The sequence below is a fragment of the Saccharopolyspora ipomoeae genome, assembly GCF_029952525.1.
GTDB classification, from domain to species: domain Bacteria; phylum Actinomycetota; class Actinomycetes; order Mycobacteriales; family Pseudonocardiaceae; genus Saccharopolyspora; species Saccharopolyspora ipomoeae.
The window spans coordinates 21,983-37,791 of record NZ_JASAOF010000033.1 but is presented as its reverse complement, the minus strand read 5'-3'; the positions used below and the strand labels follow the sequence as shown (position 1 = coordinate 37,791).

Annotated in this window: 12 protein-coding genes and 1 tRNA gene; 5 read left to right on the top strand and 8 right to left on the bottom strand. The window is 70.4% G+C overall.

The annotated features are described in order from the left end of the window. Positions 1–178 precede the first annotated feature (178 nt). Positions 179–1,087 (bottom strand): phosphotransferase enzyme family protein, encoded by a 909-nt coding sequence (locus QFW96_RS28875; RefSeq protein WP_093419507.1) that lies wholly within the window; start codon positions 1,085–1,087, stop codon positions 179–181. 61 nt (positions 1,088–1,148) lie between these two features. Further along, entirely contained in the window at positions 1,149–2,519 is a 1,371-nt protein-coding gene (locus tag QFW96_RS28870; RefSeq protein WP_406688329.1) for a helix-turn-helix domain-containing protein, read from the bottom strand. A gap of 222 nt (positions 2,520–2,741) precedes the next feature. On the opposite strand from QFW96_RS28870, the gene QFW96_RS28865 reads away from it, so the two are divergent. Next, entirely contained in the window at positions 2,742–2,993 is a 252-nt protein-coding gene (locus tag QFW96_RS28865; protein ID WP_281458904.1) for a hypothetical protein, read from the top strand. A gap of 12 nt (positions 2,994–3,005) precedes the next feature. Continuing rightward, positions 3,006–3,344: a hypothetical protein gene (locus tag QFW96_RS28860; RefSeq protein ID WP_281458903.1), complete on the top strand. Its 339-nt coding sequence runs from the start codon at positions 3,006–3,008 to the stop codon at positions 3,342–3,344. 566 nt (positions 3,345–3,910) lie between these two features. Here the strand turns inward: QFW96_RS28860 and QFW96_RS28855 are convergent. Continuing rightward, a complete protein-coding gene (locus QFW96_RS28855) occupies positions 3,911–7,294 on the bottom strand; it encodes an L-tyrosine/L-tryptophan isonitrile synthase family protein (protein WP_281458902.1) in 3,384 nt (1,127 codons plus the stop codon). Positions 7,295–7,794: 500 nt separating this feature from the next. Between QFW96_RS28855 and QFW96_RS28850 the strand changes: the two genes are divergently transcribed. Further along, the gene (locus QFW96_RS28850) at positions 7,795–8,418 is read left to right on the top strand and encodes a TetR family transcriptional regulator (protein WP_281458922.1); all 624 of its coding nucleotides are present in this window, start codon (positions 7,795–7,797) and stop codon (positions 8,416–8,418) included. On the opposite strand, the gene QFW96_RS28845 is transcribed toward QFW96_RS28850, so the two are convergent. Then, on the bottom strand, positions 8,388–9,593 hold the full coding sequence (locus tag QFW96_RS28845) for an amino acid deaminase/aldolase (RefSeq protein ID WP_281458901.1): 1,206 nt from the start codon (positions 9,591–9,593) through the stop codon (positions 8,388–8,390). The genes QFW96_RS28850 and QFW96_RS28845 overlap by 31 nt on opposite strands. A 106-nt stretch (positions 9,594–9,699) precedes the next feature. On the opposite strand from QFW96_RS28845, the gene QFW96_RS28840 reads away from it, so the two are divergent. Further along, the gene (locus QFW96_RS28840; RefSeq protein ID WP_281458900.1) at positions 9,700–11,064 is read left to right on the top strand and encodes a D-arabinono-1,4-lactone oxidase; all 1,365 of its coding nucleotides are present in this window, start codon (positions 9,700–9,702) and stop codon (positions 11,062–11,064) included. On the opposite strand, the gene QFW96_RS28835 is transcribed toward QFW96_RS28840, so the two are convergent. From QFW96_RS28835 to QFW96_RS28820, 4 genes are all read right to left on the bottom strand, one after another. Further along, positions 11,065–11,721 (bottom strand): SDR family oxidoreductase, encoded by a 657-nt coding sequence (locus QFW96_RS28835; protein WP_281458899.1) that lies wholly within the window; start codon positions 11,719–11,721, stop codon positions 11,065–11,067. A gap of 266 nt (positions 11,722–11,987) precedes the next feature. Further along, a complete protein-coding gene (locus QFW96_RS28830) occupies positions 11,988–12,629 on the bottom strand; it encodes a hypothetical protein (RefSeq protein WP_281458898.1) in 642 nt (213 codons plus the stop codon). A gap of 358 nt (positions 12,630–12,987) precedes the next feature. Continuing rightward, positions 12,988–13,776, bottom strand: coding sequence for an IclR family transcriptional regulator (locus tag QFW96_RS28825; protein ID WP_281458897.1), 789 nt, complete (start codon positions 13,774–13,776; stop codon positions 12,988–12,990). A gap of 388 nt (positions 13,777–14,164) precedes the next feature. After that, positions 14,165–14,247, bottom strand: a tRNA-Leu gene (locus tag QFW96_RS28820). 217 nt (positions 14,248–14,464) lie between these two features. On the opposite strand from QFW96_RS28820, the gene QFW96_RS28815 reads away from it, so the two are divergent. After that, positions 14,465–15,784 carry an FhaA domain-containing protein gene (locus QFW96_RS28815; RefSeq protein WP_281458896.1) on the top strand — a complete coding sequence of 440 codons (1,320 nt, stop codon included), beginning with the start codon at positions 14,465–14,467 and terminating at the stop codon, positions 15,782–15,784. The last annotated feature ends 25 nt before the right edge of the window (positions 15,785–15,809 follow it).

Here is a 15,809-nt window from a genome sequence, read left to right as displayed (position 1 = left end):
AACCTCGCTCCCCCCAGGAACGGAACTCCCAAGTCAGAGATCTTCGAGGGGACCGAAACCCTCGGTTTGGGTGGTCATGTGGTGGGGAAGTTTTCATGAAAACTTCCCTCCTCCTCGACGGACCGGAGTTCTGGTCGGGGGTGGTGGGGGTGGGGAAGTTTTCATGAAAACTTCGCGGTCAGCTGTAGGGGGCCCACTGGGTGTCGAGGTCGCCTTCGCGGATGGTGCGCAACCGCCAGGAGACCTGCTCGCGGACGCTCGGGTTGGTCCGCAGGATCGGCAGCACACCGGTCGTGATCTTGAGTTCGCGCAGCTCGCGGAGCACCGGGAAGCCCTCCCACGAGGTGATGTCGAAGCCGTAGGCGTCGGCCAGCTCGCGGTGCCACTCGGCCGGATAGCCCATCCGCAGGCTGCCCACCGCGATCGGCGTCAGGTCCCACTCCGGCTGGCCGATGCACAGCGAGTCCAGGTCGCACAGCAGCGGACCGTCCGGGCCGCCGATCACGTTGCCCAGGTGGGCGTCGGCGTGGATGACCGCGCGCGGCAGCGGGAAGTCCAGCTGTTCGAGCTGTTCCTCCAGGTAGTCGCACCGCTGCTGGAGGAACCGGTGGTCCTCCGGGTCGATGTCCACGGCGTCGCCCAACCGGCGCCGGATGTCGGCCATCGGCTTCCAGGGCTTGAACGTCTCCTCGGCCAACGGCTGGGAGTGCATCTGCCGCAGCAGATTTCCCAGGTCGGCGCTGCCGGGGACCCGGCCCTCCTCGGGCACGTACTGCCACAGCGTCGCGCAGTGCGCGCCGGAGCTGACCGGTTGCTCCACGCCCGGCAGCAGCCGCACCGCGGGAACCCCGTGCATCGCCAGCCAGTGCGCGGCCTCGACCGCGGTGCGGGCCCGGTGGGCGAACGACGGGGACAGCACCAGCCGGACGATGACCGGCTCGTCCCGCAGCAGGAAGACGCCGTTGTTGATGAACCGGAGCAGGCGAGCACCGCGCGGGTTCAGGCCGACGGTCTCGCAGATCTCGGTGAGCGCCAGCTCCAGCTCCGGCGGGACGGACTGGTGCTGGTGAACCTGATATGTCTTCATACGCATGTGTGTGCTCTCACACCGGCGACGAGCCAGTGGGTCTCCCCAGGTCAGGGGGACCTCAGGTCTGGCGGAACCGCCGGACTTCCTCGAAGAGGTCGCGGGAATCCGAGTTGGCCCGGTGCTTGCCCGCTTCCAGCTCCAGTGGTTTGAGCCGGTCGGCGACACGGGCGGATTTCACGCGCTCACCGAACTGCAGCGCGCGACGTCCGACCTTCAGGCCCTCCTGAACGTCGCCGGCCCGGAAGTGGTTGGTTGCCTGCAGACTCAGCCCGAAAACGTGGGTGCGCTGCATGTCCGCGCCGTAGGCCTCGTTGCACTTGATGGTCTCGGCCACCGCGATCGAGGCGTGCTTCTTGGGATCGAACACCGCCAGCGCGTCGTGCGCGGAGCCGATCATGCCGTGCAGGTCGTTCTCGGTGAAGAAGCGGACCCAGTCCGGGGCGTCGTCCACGTTGGCGCGGGCGAACTCGTCCTTGGTGCGGCCCACCATCTTCTGCACCTGGTCGGGCTTGTTGAGCATCCCGTAGGCCCACGCCTCGTTCGCGCACAGCACCGCGACGGTCAGCGACGAACCCGATTCCTGCGCGGCGATCTGACCGAGCTGGAACAGCTTCAGCGCCTCGTTGGGCTCCTGGTAGTGCAGGTAGACCCGGCCCATCCGGTACAGCACGCTGGCCACGAGGCTGTCGTCGTCAGCGCGCTTGGCGAACTCCAGGGCGCGACCGAAGTGGCTGCGCGCCGGGTCCAGCAGACCGACGTCGAACGAGGTCCAGCCGGCCAGGCTGTGCATGTCGGCCAGGGCCACGAACAGCTGCTTGCGCACGGGGTCGCTGGACGTCGAGTCCAGCAGCTGCTGGGCCCAGGAGAGCTGAGCGACCACGGCGTCGCGGCAGGTGCCGCCGCCGTATCGGTAGTCCAGGTCGCGCAGGGCCTTGGTGGCGGCCTGGATCTGCTGCACATCGGTCATGCCGATGCGCGCCGGAGCCGGAGTCGAGGCGCTGGCGGGTGACCAGGCGCTGTCCTCGGTGCCGAACACCGAGGCGCCCATGGTCACCGCGGCAGCGTGGGACAGGAACTTCCGACGCTTCACCGATTCGTCCTCCTCAGCTTCCAGGGCGTTCGTCGCTTTCGCGACCCGCATGGCGGTCGCCCCGTCGTAGGCGAGGCCCATGTAGCCCCGCGGGATGCCGAGCCCGTCGGCTATTCGGGCCAACACGTCGTACGCCATGACCTGCCGGCCCTTGAGGATCTCGGACACCTCGGACTGGGACTGCCCCGTCGAGGCGGCGATCTGCCGCTGCGAGACGCCGTGCCTGCGCAGTTGGCGGTAGACCTCGCTGACGTCTCTCCGGGCCAGCGCATCCCGCATGTCCCGCTCGTTCCAGACGTCGGGAGTAACGGGCGAGCCGCCAGATCCGATGATGTTCATTTGACCCCCTGACGCTCTAGAACGGGCGTTGGTCGCAGAGTAAGCGCACTGCGGCAAGTCGGTGAAGCCCGTATCGGTAGAGGTGATCGGTTGCGGTGAAGTCCGCTTACCGCTCGTCGCGGTCTTCGGTCCGGTCGTCGCCCGTCCTCTAGGCGCAGCGACCTCCAGGCACCAATGTAGTCATCAGCAAGCAGCGAGCACAGACGGGATCTGGGGCGGACGATGGACATCCGAGCGACGAACCGGCAGGAGGGTGACGGAACCCCGCACGTTCCGGCGCCTGCCGACCGCCGTCGCTGGTGGCACGTCGACTGCCGCGATGTCGCCAACGCGCATCGGAGCCTGGCCGTGCTCGTCAATCGGGACAAGGTGGTGCTCGTCGGACCGCCCGGCCACGCCGCGGAGCTCGAAAGCCGCGGTGCCGGTCAGTTGTCGATGGCGTTGCGGGATGCCGCAGCGCAGGCGAGAAAGTGACGGTGGAGTCTCATGGACGAGGTCCTGGGGCAGGTGTTGCGCAGCGCGGTGCGTGAGCGGCTCGATGTGCTTTCCGAGCTCGCCGACCGCGCGGACGCCTCTTCCCTGCTGTCCGTGGCGCGCAACGAACTCCCGCGGCTGACCGCGGGGTGGCGGGCGCTGCTCACCGCTCACGAAGCCGACGAGAAGGGCAACTGCCCGGAGTGCTCAGGACGACGACGTCCCACGAAAGCACCGTGCACGGTGTGGGAGTCGGCCTACGAGCACCTGGTGGCGGGCGCCCTCGCACCCCGTCCCGCACGGCACCTGCGACCGGCGCACGCTTTGCAGCCGGCCACGCCGGTGCCGTAAGCCGGCGGACTCGGCCCCGGACAGCAGCACCTCCTCCCCGACCCGGGAAGCCGAGCAACCGCCAGGGTGGCGGCCGATGAGCGCTTAGTCGCGAATCCCCGACCCCGGCCAACGCGAGTCGGCCGCCACCAAGCTCCACCAACTCAACAGACTTCCGCGGGCCGGTGCTGACGCACTCCCCTCCCCCCGACCGGTGCCGGTCCGCGGACTCCAACCACTCCGGATCACCGTTTCCCCGGACGGCCCGGAGCAGGAAAAGGCCCTGGACGCGAAATCCCCGACTCGCGCCCAGGGCCTTTCCATGTGGAGAAGAAGGAAGCCGACCCGAGCACGTCAGGCAAGCGCCGCAGGCGCTTTCGCAGTACCCCACCCTCGCAACCCGCACCGCCGCGGGTTCTCAGACGTCTTCTGGGGAGGACAGCCGACGTGTCGTGTATTGGCATACATAAGCCTCGGATCCCGGAGCCAGAAGGCGTCTGAGGTTCCGCTTCCGGCACCGCCAAGCACATGGACCACGGAGTGGTGTCAGTAGACGAAACCACTGATCACCATCAGCTTTCCACGACCTACTTTCGCCGCAGACGAGCCTTCCTCACGAACTCCTCGTCCAACCGCAGCCCAGAACGAGGCGAAACCCCCCGAGGAGCAGGAACATTGGATTCGATCAGCTCGGTTCGATCGGCGGGAACCATCGCCCAGGGTTGACGTGGTCCCAGCAGCGGCGAGTACACCGGCACGAATCCCTGGTCCTGCAAGGAGATCGCGAAGTCGATCGCGACGTGCCCGCGCGGGTCGAGGACCCCGGTCCCCTGCCAGGGCAGCAGGCCGGAACCGCCGAGGTAGGTGAACCCGAGGCAGCCCTGCCGAACGGCGCTCAACGTCAACCGGACCCGGTGCGGGAACATCCGCTCGTAGCCGAACTCCTCGTCGACCTGCATGGTCGCCATGTAGCGGATGACCGTGTGCCAGGCTCGGCGCAGCACCGCCCGGCGCCCCTGCCGGACCTCGGCGGAGGTGCTGGGGTCGGTGACGTTGTAGACGTCGGTGTAGAGCGCCGCCGACCACTCCATCCGGTCGGTGCCCGCGGGAACCGTCACCGGGACCGAGTAGACCAGCGACATCAGGATCTCCCGGAACAGCCCGATGACGTGCGGCGCGAAGTCGGTCTCCGACCTCGACCAGTCGTGCACGGCTTCGAGGGTGCGCAGCGGGTTGTCGGTGATGTCGAACTCGCGGAGCCGGTCGCTGAGCAGCTTGCGGTAGTTGGCGATGCGCCGGGCGCGTTCGGCGGGCAAGCCGGGTCCGAGCCGCTGCTCGGCGACCTCGTCGATGTCGGCGACGGTGGTGCGGTCGCCGATGCCGACGAGGTCGACGTACTCGCGCAGCTTGCGCTGGTAGGCGTCGGCGATCGCGGCGGGCCGGCTCCGGAAGTGCCTGCCGTCGGTGAGGATGTTGAAGTGCAGCCCCGGCGGGTAGACGGTCGCGACGGCGCGCTGCATCTCGCGGAGCCGGGCCATCGCGCCGAGTTCGGCGAGGTCGGGCAGCGGGCCGGTGGCCTTGAGCCGGTTGAGGCACTGCTTGACCGGGAATCCCAGCAGCACCACGTCGATGGGTTCGCCCGCCCGCACCGGTGCCTCGGCGTCGCGGAGGAGGTCGGCGAGCCGGTAGTTCGCGCGGGAACCCTTGATGAACTGCTTTCGGGTCAGCACGTGGTGCAGCGCGGCCAGGACGCGGTCGACGTCGGCGGGCCGGTCGAGTCCGTCCGAGTGCCGGTCGACCCCGAACTTGGCGGCGGCGCTGCGGCCGGTGCGCAGCGCTGCCCGGTCGGTGTCGGCGAGGATCGAGTCCACGATCGACCGCGTCTCGGCTTCGGTGAGGTGCACGGCCCAGCGCCGGGAGATCCGGTTCCGGCGCAGCGCGCCGATCTGCAGCTCTTCCAGCGAGTGGGTGTTGGACAGCTTCGGACCGCCGGGCGCGCTGGGCCGGGTCTCGAAGGTGGCGATCACGGCGGCGCCGTCGGCGACCGGGTCGTCGGGGCGTCGTTGCGGAGCGAGCCCGGGGATCTCGACGGCGACCGGCAGCGCGTCGCGGAATTCGTCGCGCACCGCGACCCGGTTGTCCGGTTCGTCGTCGAAGACGGCGACGACGTCGAGCCCGCCGAGCGCGCGGATGCGCTCGGCCTTGACCTCGGCGATCGGCCGGATCGCCTCGTCGCGCACGACCAGCAGCACCGCGTCGGGGACACCGGCCTCGGCCAGCACCTCGGCGGTGACCTCGCGGAACCGCTCCTTGCGGGCCGTGCAGAACACGACCTGCCCCCCGGCATCGTGCACGTCCCAGACGAAGCGGGCGAGCCCGGCGTTGACGCGGTCGGTGCCGAGCCGTTCGCGCGGCCGGGACTGGAAGGCGCGCAGGAAGTCGCCGCGCAGCGCTTCCCAGTCCACGCCCGGGTAGCGCTCGCCGAGCCCGCTGGCCCGCACGAAGTTCTCCCAGCTGCCGGGCACGTGCGTGGGCAGCACCGGGAGCGTGGCGGGGCCGGCGAGTTCGAGGATGCCGCCCGGCGCGCCGGGGCGGGGTCCGGAGATGGCGCGGGTGGCGTCGGCGATGCGCTGCAGCGGGATCAGCCCGCACAGGTCGACGTCGACGACCACGGCGGGTCGGGGCGCGTCGGGGTCCCACCGCCGTCGGCGGGTGCCCTGCTGGACGCGGTCGAGGACCGACTTGAGCACGGCGTCCTGGCTCTCCGGGACGGTGTGCGCGTAGCTCTGCAGCGGCTGCTCGCCGGAGAGCAGCTCGGCGGTGTGCGGGGCGAGGTAGCGCAGCTCCTCGCCGGTGATCCGGCGGACCGCGTCGCGCACCTCGCAGGCCCGGTCGGCGCCGCCGAGCGCGGCGAAGCCCTCGCCGAGCCGTTCCAGGGTGCTGACCAGCGCCCGGACTCCGGTGGTGACCTCGGCGCGGGTGGGTTCGGCGGTGATCCGCTCGTGGTCGGTGACCACGATCCGGCCGGTGGCCTGCAGCTCGGGTGAGAGCTCGACGGCGAACCCGGTCTCGTCCAGCGCGAACATCCCGAGCCCGTGGGTGTCGAGAGCGCGCCGGAACACCCGCAGCAGCGGGCGGACGAGGTGCTCCAGGAAGTGGTCGAGCTCGTCCTCGCGGCGCGCGAACCGGTTGTCGAGCACGACGCGCAGCAGCTTCGGCGTCCCGTCGGAGCCGGGGTGCAGCAGCGCGTCGAGGTCGGCGGCGATGGTGCCGCCGGGGTGCCGGGGGTGCGCGGGCGCGGGGTCGACGACGCGCAGCAGCGCGGTGCTGCCGGTGCCGGTGTCGACGACGGCGCCCGGCACGGGCTGGGTCGCGCAGTGCATCCGCAGCTCGGGGTCGTCGTTGACGACGGCGGCGAGCCGCTCCCAGCCGCGCAGCTCGCGCAGCGCGCGATCGCGGGAGTCGACGGCCTGCACGCGCACGGCGCGTTCCCGTCGGCCGACGGTCACCCGGGCTTCGGGGAACGGGACGGTGGGGCCGGTGGCGGGGCCGCGCAGCGAGGCCAGCACCCGGTGCGCGAGTTCGCGATCGGTTCCGGCGAGGAGGTCGACCCGGTCCGCCGGGACCTCGGTGATCTGCGGCGATCGGGCGGGTTCCGGGTCGAGGGCGCCGGTGAGGCGGTTCAGCCACGCCGCGTCGAAGACCCGCCGGGTGCGGCGGAGCCGGACCAGCGCGCGGTACAGGTCGGCCCAGGTGGCGGCCTCGCCGAGCGGTATCCCGGTGCCGACGCCGGCGAGCAGCAGCGCCCCGCCGGGGTCCTGCTCGACCCAGAGGCCGTAGCCGCCCGCGGTGAGCAGGTCGTTGGCCTCGGCGACGGTGAGCGCGCGCCAGGGTCCGGGGGCCGGGATCTCGGCCACCGTCCAGTCGTCCTCCAGCAGCGGCAGTTCCGCCTCCACCTGTCGAGTCGTCACGCCATCCCGAGCCGTCACGGCGTACCGAGCGGACGCCGTACACCGAGCGGACCCGGGGCACCGCTCGGCCCCGGGGCCGAGCGGGTGATCTCGGCACACCGGCGGGCGAACCCGAGTACGGCGAGCAGACGGGGGGCAGCCGTGCAGTAACCCACAATGACCCTTCTGTCACGGAGAATGACGACCCTCGTCACACTAGATAGCGACCCTCCGCGTTGACAACATGACTCAATGCATACCGATTTCCTGTAACGCTGGCGGATCACCAGGCCGATCAGCGTTTTCACCCGCACGGGATGTAACACTGGGCGAAAATCAAGCAACGCTTGCCGAATTCACCCCTTCGCCTGACGGTGTCGCGGCATGTCCGGAACGCACGGATGTCGGCTCAGCAGCAGACTGGTCGGCACAACTCCAACCAGGGAGGCGCATTGCCTGCAGAAATAGCCCCGCTGCGGCGCAAGCCCGTGCAGCAGCGGAGTGCCCAGCGAGTGGAGAAGATGCTGGCCGCGACCGCCGGCTTGATCGACGAGGTGGGATACGACGGATTAACGACCACCCTGATCGCGGAACGCGCGGGTGTCGCAGTCGGATCGCTCTACCAGTTCTTCCCGGACAAGCGCGCAGTCGTGCAAGAGCTGACGCTGCGCAACCTGGACCGGTTCGTGCGGACCGTGTCCAGCCGCTTCGAGCAGCTCGAGCTGGCGCACTGGTGGGATGCCGTGGACGCGGTCTTCGACACCTACCTGACCATGCACCGCGAGGTCCCGGCGTTCAGCCGACTGCACTTCGGGGACGTGGTCGACCTGCGCCTGCTCGACCCGGGCAAGGACAACAACGCGGTCATCGCGGAGAAGCTGACCGGCCTGATCGCCGAGGAGTTCCAGCTCGACCCGGCCGATCTCGCTCTCCCGCTGACCATCGCGGTGGAGGCCGCGGACGCCGTGCTGCACCTGGCGTTCCGCCGCGATCCGCAGGGTGATCAGGCGATCCTGGCCGAGGCCAAGGATCTGGTCCGCGGGTACCTGTCCAACCGGATCACCGAAGAACACCGGGTGACCTCGACTCCGATCGGGCCGACGATCGTGTCGAACTACCCGAACGACCTGCCTTCCCCCCGGTAGGTCGGCACCTCCTCGACGGCCGAGCGCCCCACGCTCACCAGGCGGCCGTCGATCAGGTGGTACCGGTTGAACCGCTCCGCGAGCTCGCCCGCCTTGGCGTGCCGGAACCAGACCCGATCACCGATCCGCAGGTCACGTGCCGATGCGCCGGACACCGGCGTCTGCACCTCACCCGCGCCCTCGGTTCCCAGCAGCCCCAGCCCCTTCGGCCAGTGCGGCGCCGGAACCCGATCCGCCCCGGGCGGACCCGACGCGATGTAGCCGCCGCCGAACAGCGTCGCGATGCGACGCGCCGGCCGGTGCACCACCGGCAGCGCGTAGAGCACCGCCGGACGCGGCTGGAAGCCGCGATACCCGTCGAACAGCGTCGGGCCGATCAGCCCCGACCCCGCCGCGACCTCGGTGATGACCCCTTCTTCCACCGCGGTCCGCTCCAAGCTTCCGGTGCCGCCGCCGTTGACGAACTCCAGGTCCGCGACCTCGCGCACCGCCCGCACCACCGCCGCGCGCCGCTGCGCGAGCTCGGCGGCGGACCGTCGCTGGATCGCGCGCAGCAGCGCCCCGCGCAGCGGCCTGCCGGGCGGCGCGTCGCCGAGCCCGGCGATCTGCCCCTCGTAGGCCATCAGCCCGACCAGCCGGAATCCCCTGCGGCGCTGCGCGGTCTCGGCGAAGCGCCGGACCTGCGCGGGGCTGTGCAGGGGTGATCGGCGGGTGCCGATGTGCACGCCGGGCAGGGGTTTCCAGGACGCGTCGACCTCGGCGCAGAGCCGGATGTCGGGCCGGTCGGGACCGGTAGCGGCGTCGATGAAGTCGAGGTGGTCGGTGGAGTCGACCATGACGCTGATCGCCGCGGCGGCGGCCGGGTTCGCGGCGAGTTCGCGCAGCGCGGCGCGGTCGGCGGTCGGGTAGGCGACGAGCAGGTCGTCGCTGAGCCCTTCGCCGTGCAGCCACAGGGCTTCGGCGAGGGAGTAGCACATCAGGCCCGAGTAGCCGTCCGTCCGCAGCGCGCGGGCGATCAGCTCCCGGCACCGGACGGACTTGGTGGCGATCCGGATCGGCACACCGGCCGCGCGGCGCACCATGTCATGGGCGTTCTCGTCGAAGGCTGCCAAGTCCACCGCGGCGAACGGTGGCTCGATTTCGCGGGTGATCTCCTCGATCCGGCGCACGCCCACAACCGTAGGCCGCAGGGCTTGTTATGTGAATTGGTTTCACATAACTTCAGCCCATCGCGCCGAGCACCTCACCCGTTGGAGCGCGCCACCCTCTTGGAGGCCCGGCATGCAGCGTGATCTGGCCCCCGGCAGTCCGACCCCCCGCGATCCGAACACCGCACGGCCGTGGACCAACTGGGGCCGCACGGCCACCGCGCGCCCCGCGCGGACCGCGACCCCGCGCGACACCAGCGAGGCCGCCGAGGTGATCGCCGCCGCGACCCGGGACGGCCTGCGCGTGCGCCCGATCGGTTCCGGGCACTCGTTCTCGGCGGTCGCCTCACCGGAATCCGGTGTGGCGCTGGACCTGCGGCACTTCACCGGGATCGTCCACGCCGACCCGGCGACCGGGCTGGTCACCGCGCACGGCGGCACACCGCTGCACGTGCTCAACGCCGAGCTCGACGGGCTCGGGCTGGCGATGGCCAACCTCGGCGACATCGACCAGCAGACGCTCGCCGGGGCGATCTCCACCGGGACCCACGGCACCGGAGCGGGTCTCGGCGGGCTGTCGACCCAGGTGGAGGCGCTCGACCTGCTGCTCGCCGACGGTTCCGAGGTGAGCTGCTCGGCGGCGGAGAACCCCGAGCTGTTCGCCGCGGCACGGCTCGGTCTCGGCGCGCTCGGCGTGATCACCACCGTGACCCTGCGCTGCGTCCCGTCCTTCACGCTGTCGGCCGAGGAGGGCCCGGCGCCGCTGGAGGAGGTGCTCGGCGACTTCCACGGGCTGGCCGAGGCCAACGACCACTTCGAGTTCCACTGGTTCCCGCACAGCCACCACGCGATGGTCAAGCGGAACAACCGGCACCCGGGACCGCCGCGCCCGCTGAGCCCGGCGCGGCACTTCCTGGAGTACGAGGTGATGGAGAACCGCCTGTTCGGCGCGGTCTGCGGGGTCGGGCGCGCGGTGCCGGCCCTGGTCCGGCCGCTGAGCCGGCTCTGCGCGTCGACCTGGTCGGCCCGCTCCTACCGGGACCGCTCGTACCGGGTGTTCACCACGCCTCGGCGGATCCGCTTCGTCGAGTCCGAGTACGCCTTCCCCCGCGAAGTCGTCCCGGAGGTGCTGCGCGAGCTGCGGGCGGCGACCGAGCGGCTGGCCGATCCGGTGATGTTCCCGGTGGAGGTGCGGGTCGCCCGCGCCGACGACGTGTGGTTGTCGACGGCGCACGGCCGGGACACCGGCTACGTCGCGGTGCACCAGTACCTGGGCATGCCGTACCGGTCCTACTTCGACGCGTTCGAGTCGATCGCCCGGGACGCGGGCGGGCGACCGCACTGGGGGAAGATGCACCGCCTGGACGCGACGGCGTTGTCCGGCCTTTACCCCCGGTTCACCGAGTTTCGGCAGGTCCGCGACTCGGTCGACCCCGGCGGGATCTTCCACAACGCGTACCTGGAGCGCGTCCTCGGCCCTGTGGATAACCCGAACTGATTACGCCGCCGCGGCCCGTACCGCTTCGGTGATCGCAACGTCACCGTTGACGAGTTCCAGGGCCCGTCCGACGGTCCCCGTTTCGGGCAGCAGAGCCGCCAGCACGGCGGCCACGTCGCGGCGGGTGACCGCGTCCCGGCCGACCTCCGGAGCCAGCGTCACCCGGCCGGTCGGCTCGTCGTCGGTGAGCCGTCCGGGGCGCAGGATCGTCCAGTCCAGATCGCGCCCGCGCAGGTCCTCCTCGGCGGCGCGCTTGGCGTCCAAATAGGCCCCGAACACCGGGTCCACGTCGGGCGGGTTGGGGGTGCGGGTGCCCATCGAGCTCACCTGCACGAAACGCCGAATCCCCGCCCGCTGGCAGGAATCCGCGAGCAGCACGGACGCCCCGCGGTCCACTGTGTCCTTGCGCGGGGCACCGCTGCCCGGGCCCGCTCCGGCGAGGAACACGGCGGCGTCCACTCCGGACAGACGGCCCGCCAGATCGGCCGCCGAGAGGTTCTCCATGTCGAGCACCAGCGGCTCGACCCCGTCGGTTTCGAGGTCGGCCGCGTGGTCGGGGTTGCGGATGATTCCGAGGACCTGGTCGCCCCGCTGGGACAGCAGCCGACCGAGCGGCCGAGCGATCTTCCCGTGGGCTCCGGCGATGACGATGCGCATGCCTCCACGGTAGGTCCGATGACGCTCCTCAACCGTTCAAGCACGGCCTGTGGACAACTCCCCGTTCCTGGGGATAACCCACCTGTGGACAGACCTGTGGACAACTCAGCGGACGGAGTCCCACCCCACGCTGCGCGGTGCGCGCGGCGGGTCTCCGTCCGCTTCTCTCCCCCTCCAGCAGGCTTGGCCCCCCGCCCGCCGGTTGGTAGGTGCAGTTCCAGTTGAAGCCCCCCGGTCCAACTGGAACTGCGGCCCCCAGGGGCCTGTCAGCTGCGCGACGGCGCCGGTGCTTCGGCCGACAGCAGCTGCTGGTAGACGACCTCGTTCACCCACCGCGAGACAGCGGTGTGCTCCACGGGCGGCGCGTCGTCGAAGCTGCGCCCCGGGAGCTCTTCCCGCACGTCGTCACCGTCGGAGCTGAGCACGGCGATGCCGAACTGGCGGGCGCGGATCAGGCAGGTCGCGGTGAAGTCGGGGGCGACCGCCACCGAGCGCGGCACCACGATCGCCGCGTTGGCGAACCGCGCGAAGGGCACCGCGGCGGTGAGCGCCGTGCGCCAGTGCCGGGCCGGCGCGAGGAACCCGGTGATCCGGGCGGCGGGCGGGGGCACCCGGCCGTCCATCTCGGGCCAGACCCAGGTGGCGATCTCCGCGCGGTCGAGGACGGGCCCGCTGCCGAAGACGAGGCGTTCGGCGTGGGCGTCGGGCACCAGCTCCGCGGTGGCGATGATCTGACGCCCGAGCAGCTTGACCGGCGGCAGCGTGCTGCCGGTCCACCCCAGCGCGTCGACCGACCGCTGGGCGAGCGCCCCCACGGAGGCGGCCAGCCCCAGCGGCGACCGGACCTGCGTGGTCGAGCAGGCTCGGAGCTCGTCTTCGGACCAGGCTTGTCCGGGAATTCCGGTCACAGCGTTCCGCCTCCCTCGGCTCGTGCACTCCGCGTCTTCGTCTCCCCCGGCGCCGGTGCGGGGCAGTCACCGGTGCGGGGGCCACGTTGACTAAAACAGCTCCGAGGCGGTTCTGCGCTGCTCATCGGGGGTCGCTGCGATCGGCGGCGGGCAGCTGTCGGTGACCGGTCGACGAATGACATGGGGGCTTCAGCCCAGCGATGCGGCCAGACGGGTGATCGCTACCCGACACCCGCACGACAACGCCTCCCGCCCATCATTCGTGGCCTGGAAAATCGCCGCATGATATCGGCGCCGGTCATACGACCTGCACAAATGTACAGTTGACGGATTATTCGACCGGTAAGCGGAAGATTATTCACCGATGAAGGGCGTCGAGGTTGACCCGTTCGCCGTCAGCCAGCCGCTGCCGGATGCCGTCGGCCGCGGGGAGCAGTGAGCGGACGAGCCGGGTGACGTCCGCGCGGACGCTGTGGGCGACGACGCCGAGCGCCGCGACGACCGTTCCGGAGGCGTCCTGGACGGGCACGGCGACCGAGCAGTTCCCGAGGGTCATCTCCTCGTTGGCGGAGGCGTAGCCGCGCGAGCGGACCCCTTGGAGCTCGCGGCCGAGCCGGCCGGGCTCGGTGATGGTGTAGGCGGTGTGCCGGGTCAGCCCGTGCTCGCAGCAGGAGTGCACGACCGTCGCGGGCGCGTGCGCGAGCAGCACCTTGCCGACCCCGGTCGCGTGCATCGGCAGCCGCCCGCCGGTCCGGGAGATGATCGGCACGGCCCGGGGCGTCGTGAGCTTCTCCACGTACACGGCGTCGAGCCCGTCCCGCACGGCCAGGTGCACGTTGTCGTGCGTGGTCTCGCACAGCTCCTGCATGTAGGGCAGCGCCGCTTCGCGCAGCCGCCCGTTCACCGGGGCCAGCAGCCCGATCTCCCACAGCCGCAGACCGATGACGTACCGCCCGTCGGAGTCGCGCTGCAGGGCACCCCACAGCTCCAGCTCCCGCACCAACCGGTGCGCGGTCGCCAACGGGATGTCGGCCCGCTGCGCGATGGCGGTCAGCGTGAGCCGAGCGTGCTCGGCGTCGAACGCGGTCAGCACGCTCAAGGCCCGAGCGGTCACCGACCGCCCAGGATCCCGACTGTTTCCCGCCACGAGGCACCTCCGAGCCACCGAGCCACAGCCACCCCCAGCCCGAACACCCCCACCCCAGCACAAGACAAACAGAACACCAAGAAAGGTCACGAAAAGATTTCGCTCAACGCTGAACCCCACCCATGACAAACCGCACACCCGAAAAGCACAAGCAACAGACGAAAGAAGCCGGGAGGAGAGGCAGAAGGAGCAGGAGGAGGAACCCGGCACACGGCGACGGCGAAGCCGAGCAGAAGGGGCATCACGTGAGCAGGCCGAGCACGAAACCAACGCAACAACCAGGAAAAACGAGCCCAGCCGCACCGTGGGGGGCATGGGGGGTTCGACCCCCCAACACAACACGAAGAAGGCCCTCCCGGCGAAGCATGAGCCGGGAGGGCCTTCGAAGTGGGCGAGGAGGGAGTTGAACCCTCACGTCCTTTCGGACACACGGACCTGAACCGTGCGCGTCTGCCATTCCGCCACTCGCCCGTGGCACGATGAGAAGCTTAGCTTGCCGCTTTTCACCGGTGGGCACCGGGGGTCTGCTTTCGCTTTTCCCCGCTGCCCTGTTGGCAAGAAGAACATTAGCACGGCCCTGAGAGGGGTCTGCGCAGGGGGGTCAGGAAGTTGGGAACTGGGCGGTGTCTCGGGCCGTTGGCCCAGATACGATGGTCAGCAGGAGTCGTACGCGTGGAGGGATGTTGCCGTGGGCCTCGTGCAGCGCTTTGAGCGCCGGATCGAAGGCATCGTCGGCAACGGCTTTGCGCGCGTGTTCGGCGGGAACGTAGTCCCGCAGGAAGTCGCCCAGGCCTTGCAGCGCGATGCCGAGCTGAAGGTCAGGGAGCTTGCCGGTGGACGGTTGCTCGCTTGTAACCACTACGTTGTGCAACTGAGCCCGTCGGACCATGATCGGCTCACCGGCGATGAGGCCCGGGTGACGGACCTCCTCGCCGACTGCGTTCAGGAGCATCTCACCGAGCAGGGGTGGGACACATATGGTGACGTCGTAGTCTCCCTGGAGCGCTCTGAGACGCTGCACACGGGACAGTTTCGAATCAGTTCGACCGTCGACCCCGACGTAACACGACGGCCGACACAACCGCGTACCGCAGGAGACCGACCCATGAGCCAGCCACCAGGCCACTACCCCCAGGGAGATCCGTACAACCAGCAGGGGCAGTACGGCTACGACCAGGGTTACGGCCAAGGCCAGGACCCCAACTACGGCTACGGCCAGCAGCCCGGCTACGACCAGGGATACGGCCAGCCCCCGCAGCCCGGCTACGACCAGCAGGGTGGCTACGGCCAGCCGCAGCAGCCCGGCTACGACCAGGGTTACGGTCAGCAGCCCGGTTTCGACCAGGGATACGGCCAGCCGCCGCAGCAGCCGGGTTTCGACCAGGGTTACGGGCAGCCCCCGCAGCCCGGTTTCGACCAGGGCTACGGGCAGCCCCCGCAGCCCGGCTACGACCAGGGCTACGGGCAGCCGCAGCAGGGTTATGACCAGGGCTACGCACAGCCCGGGTTCGACCAGGGCTACGGCCAGCCGCAGCAGGGCTTCGACCAGGGCTACCCGCAGCAGCCCGGTTTCGACCAGGGTTACGGCCAGCCGGGCGGTGCCTACCCGCAGAGCGCCCCGGGCGGTTTCCCGGACCAGGGCGGCTACGGCCAGCCCGGCGGCGGTTACCCGCAGAGCGCCCCCGGCGGCTACCCGGCCGGCGGCCCGCGTGGTCAGATGACCGCCACGCTGCACCTGGACGACGGTTCGAACCGCTCGTACACGCTGCAGCACGGCTCGAACATCATCGGCCGCGGACAGGAAGGCCAGTTCCGGCTGCCCGACACGGGGGTCTCGCGCAAGCACATCGAGATCACCTGGGATGGTCAGAGCGCGATGCTGGCTGATCTCGGTTCGACAAACGGCACCACGGTGAACGGCACTCCGGTGCAGACTTGGCAGTTGGCAGATGGTGACGTGATCAGGGTCGGGCATTCGTCCCTGGTCTTCCGCGCCCAGCAGGGCTGAGCGCGGATCGCCGATCCCCGTTACG

Coding starts and splice junctions, on each gene's coding strand:
- QFW96_RS28865 (WP_281458904.1), top strand. CDS start 2,742: ATGGACATCCGAGCGACGAACCGGCAGGAGGGTGACGGAACCCCGCAC.
- QFW96_RS28840 (WP_281458900.1), top strand. CDS start 9,700: ATGCAGCGTGATCTGGCCCCCGGCAGTCCGACCCCCCGCGATCCGAAC.
- QFW96_RS28850 (WP_281458922.1), top strand. CDS start 7,795: ATGCTGGCCGCGACCGCCGGCTTGATCGACGAGGTGGGATACGACGGA.
- QFW96_RS28875 (WP_093419507.1), bottom strand. CDS start 1,087: ATGAAGACATATCAGGTTCACCAGCACCAGTCCGTCCCGCCGGAGCTG.
- QFW96_RS28835 (WP_281458899.1), bottom strand. CDS start 11,721: ATGCGCATCGTCATCGCCGGAGCCCACGGGAAGATCGCTCGGCCGCTC.
- QFW96_RS28870 (WP_406688329.1), bottom strand. CDS start 2,519: ATGAACATCATCGGATCTGGCGGCTCGCCCGTTACTCCCGACGTCTGG.
- QFW96_RS28860 (WP_281458903.1), top strand. CDS start 3,006: ATGGACGAGGTCCTGGGGCAGGTGTTGCGCAGCGCGGTGCGTGAGCGG.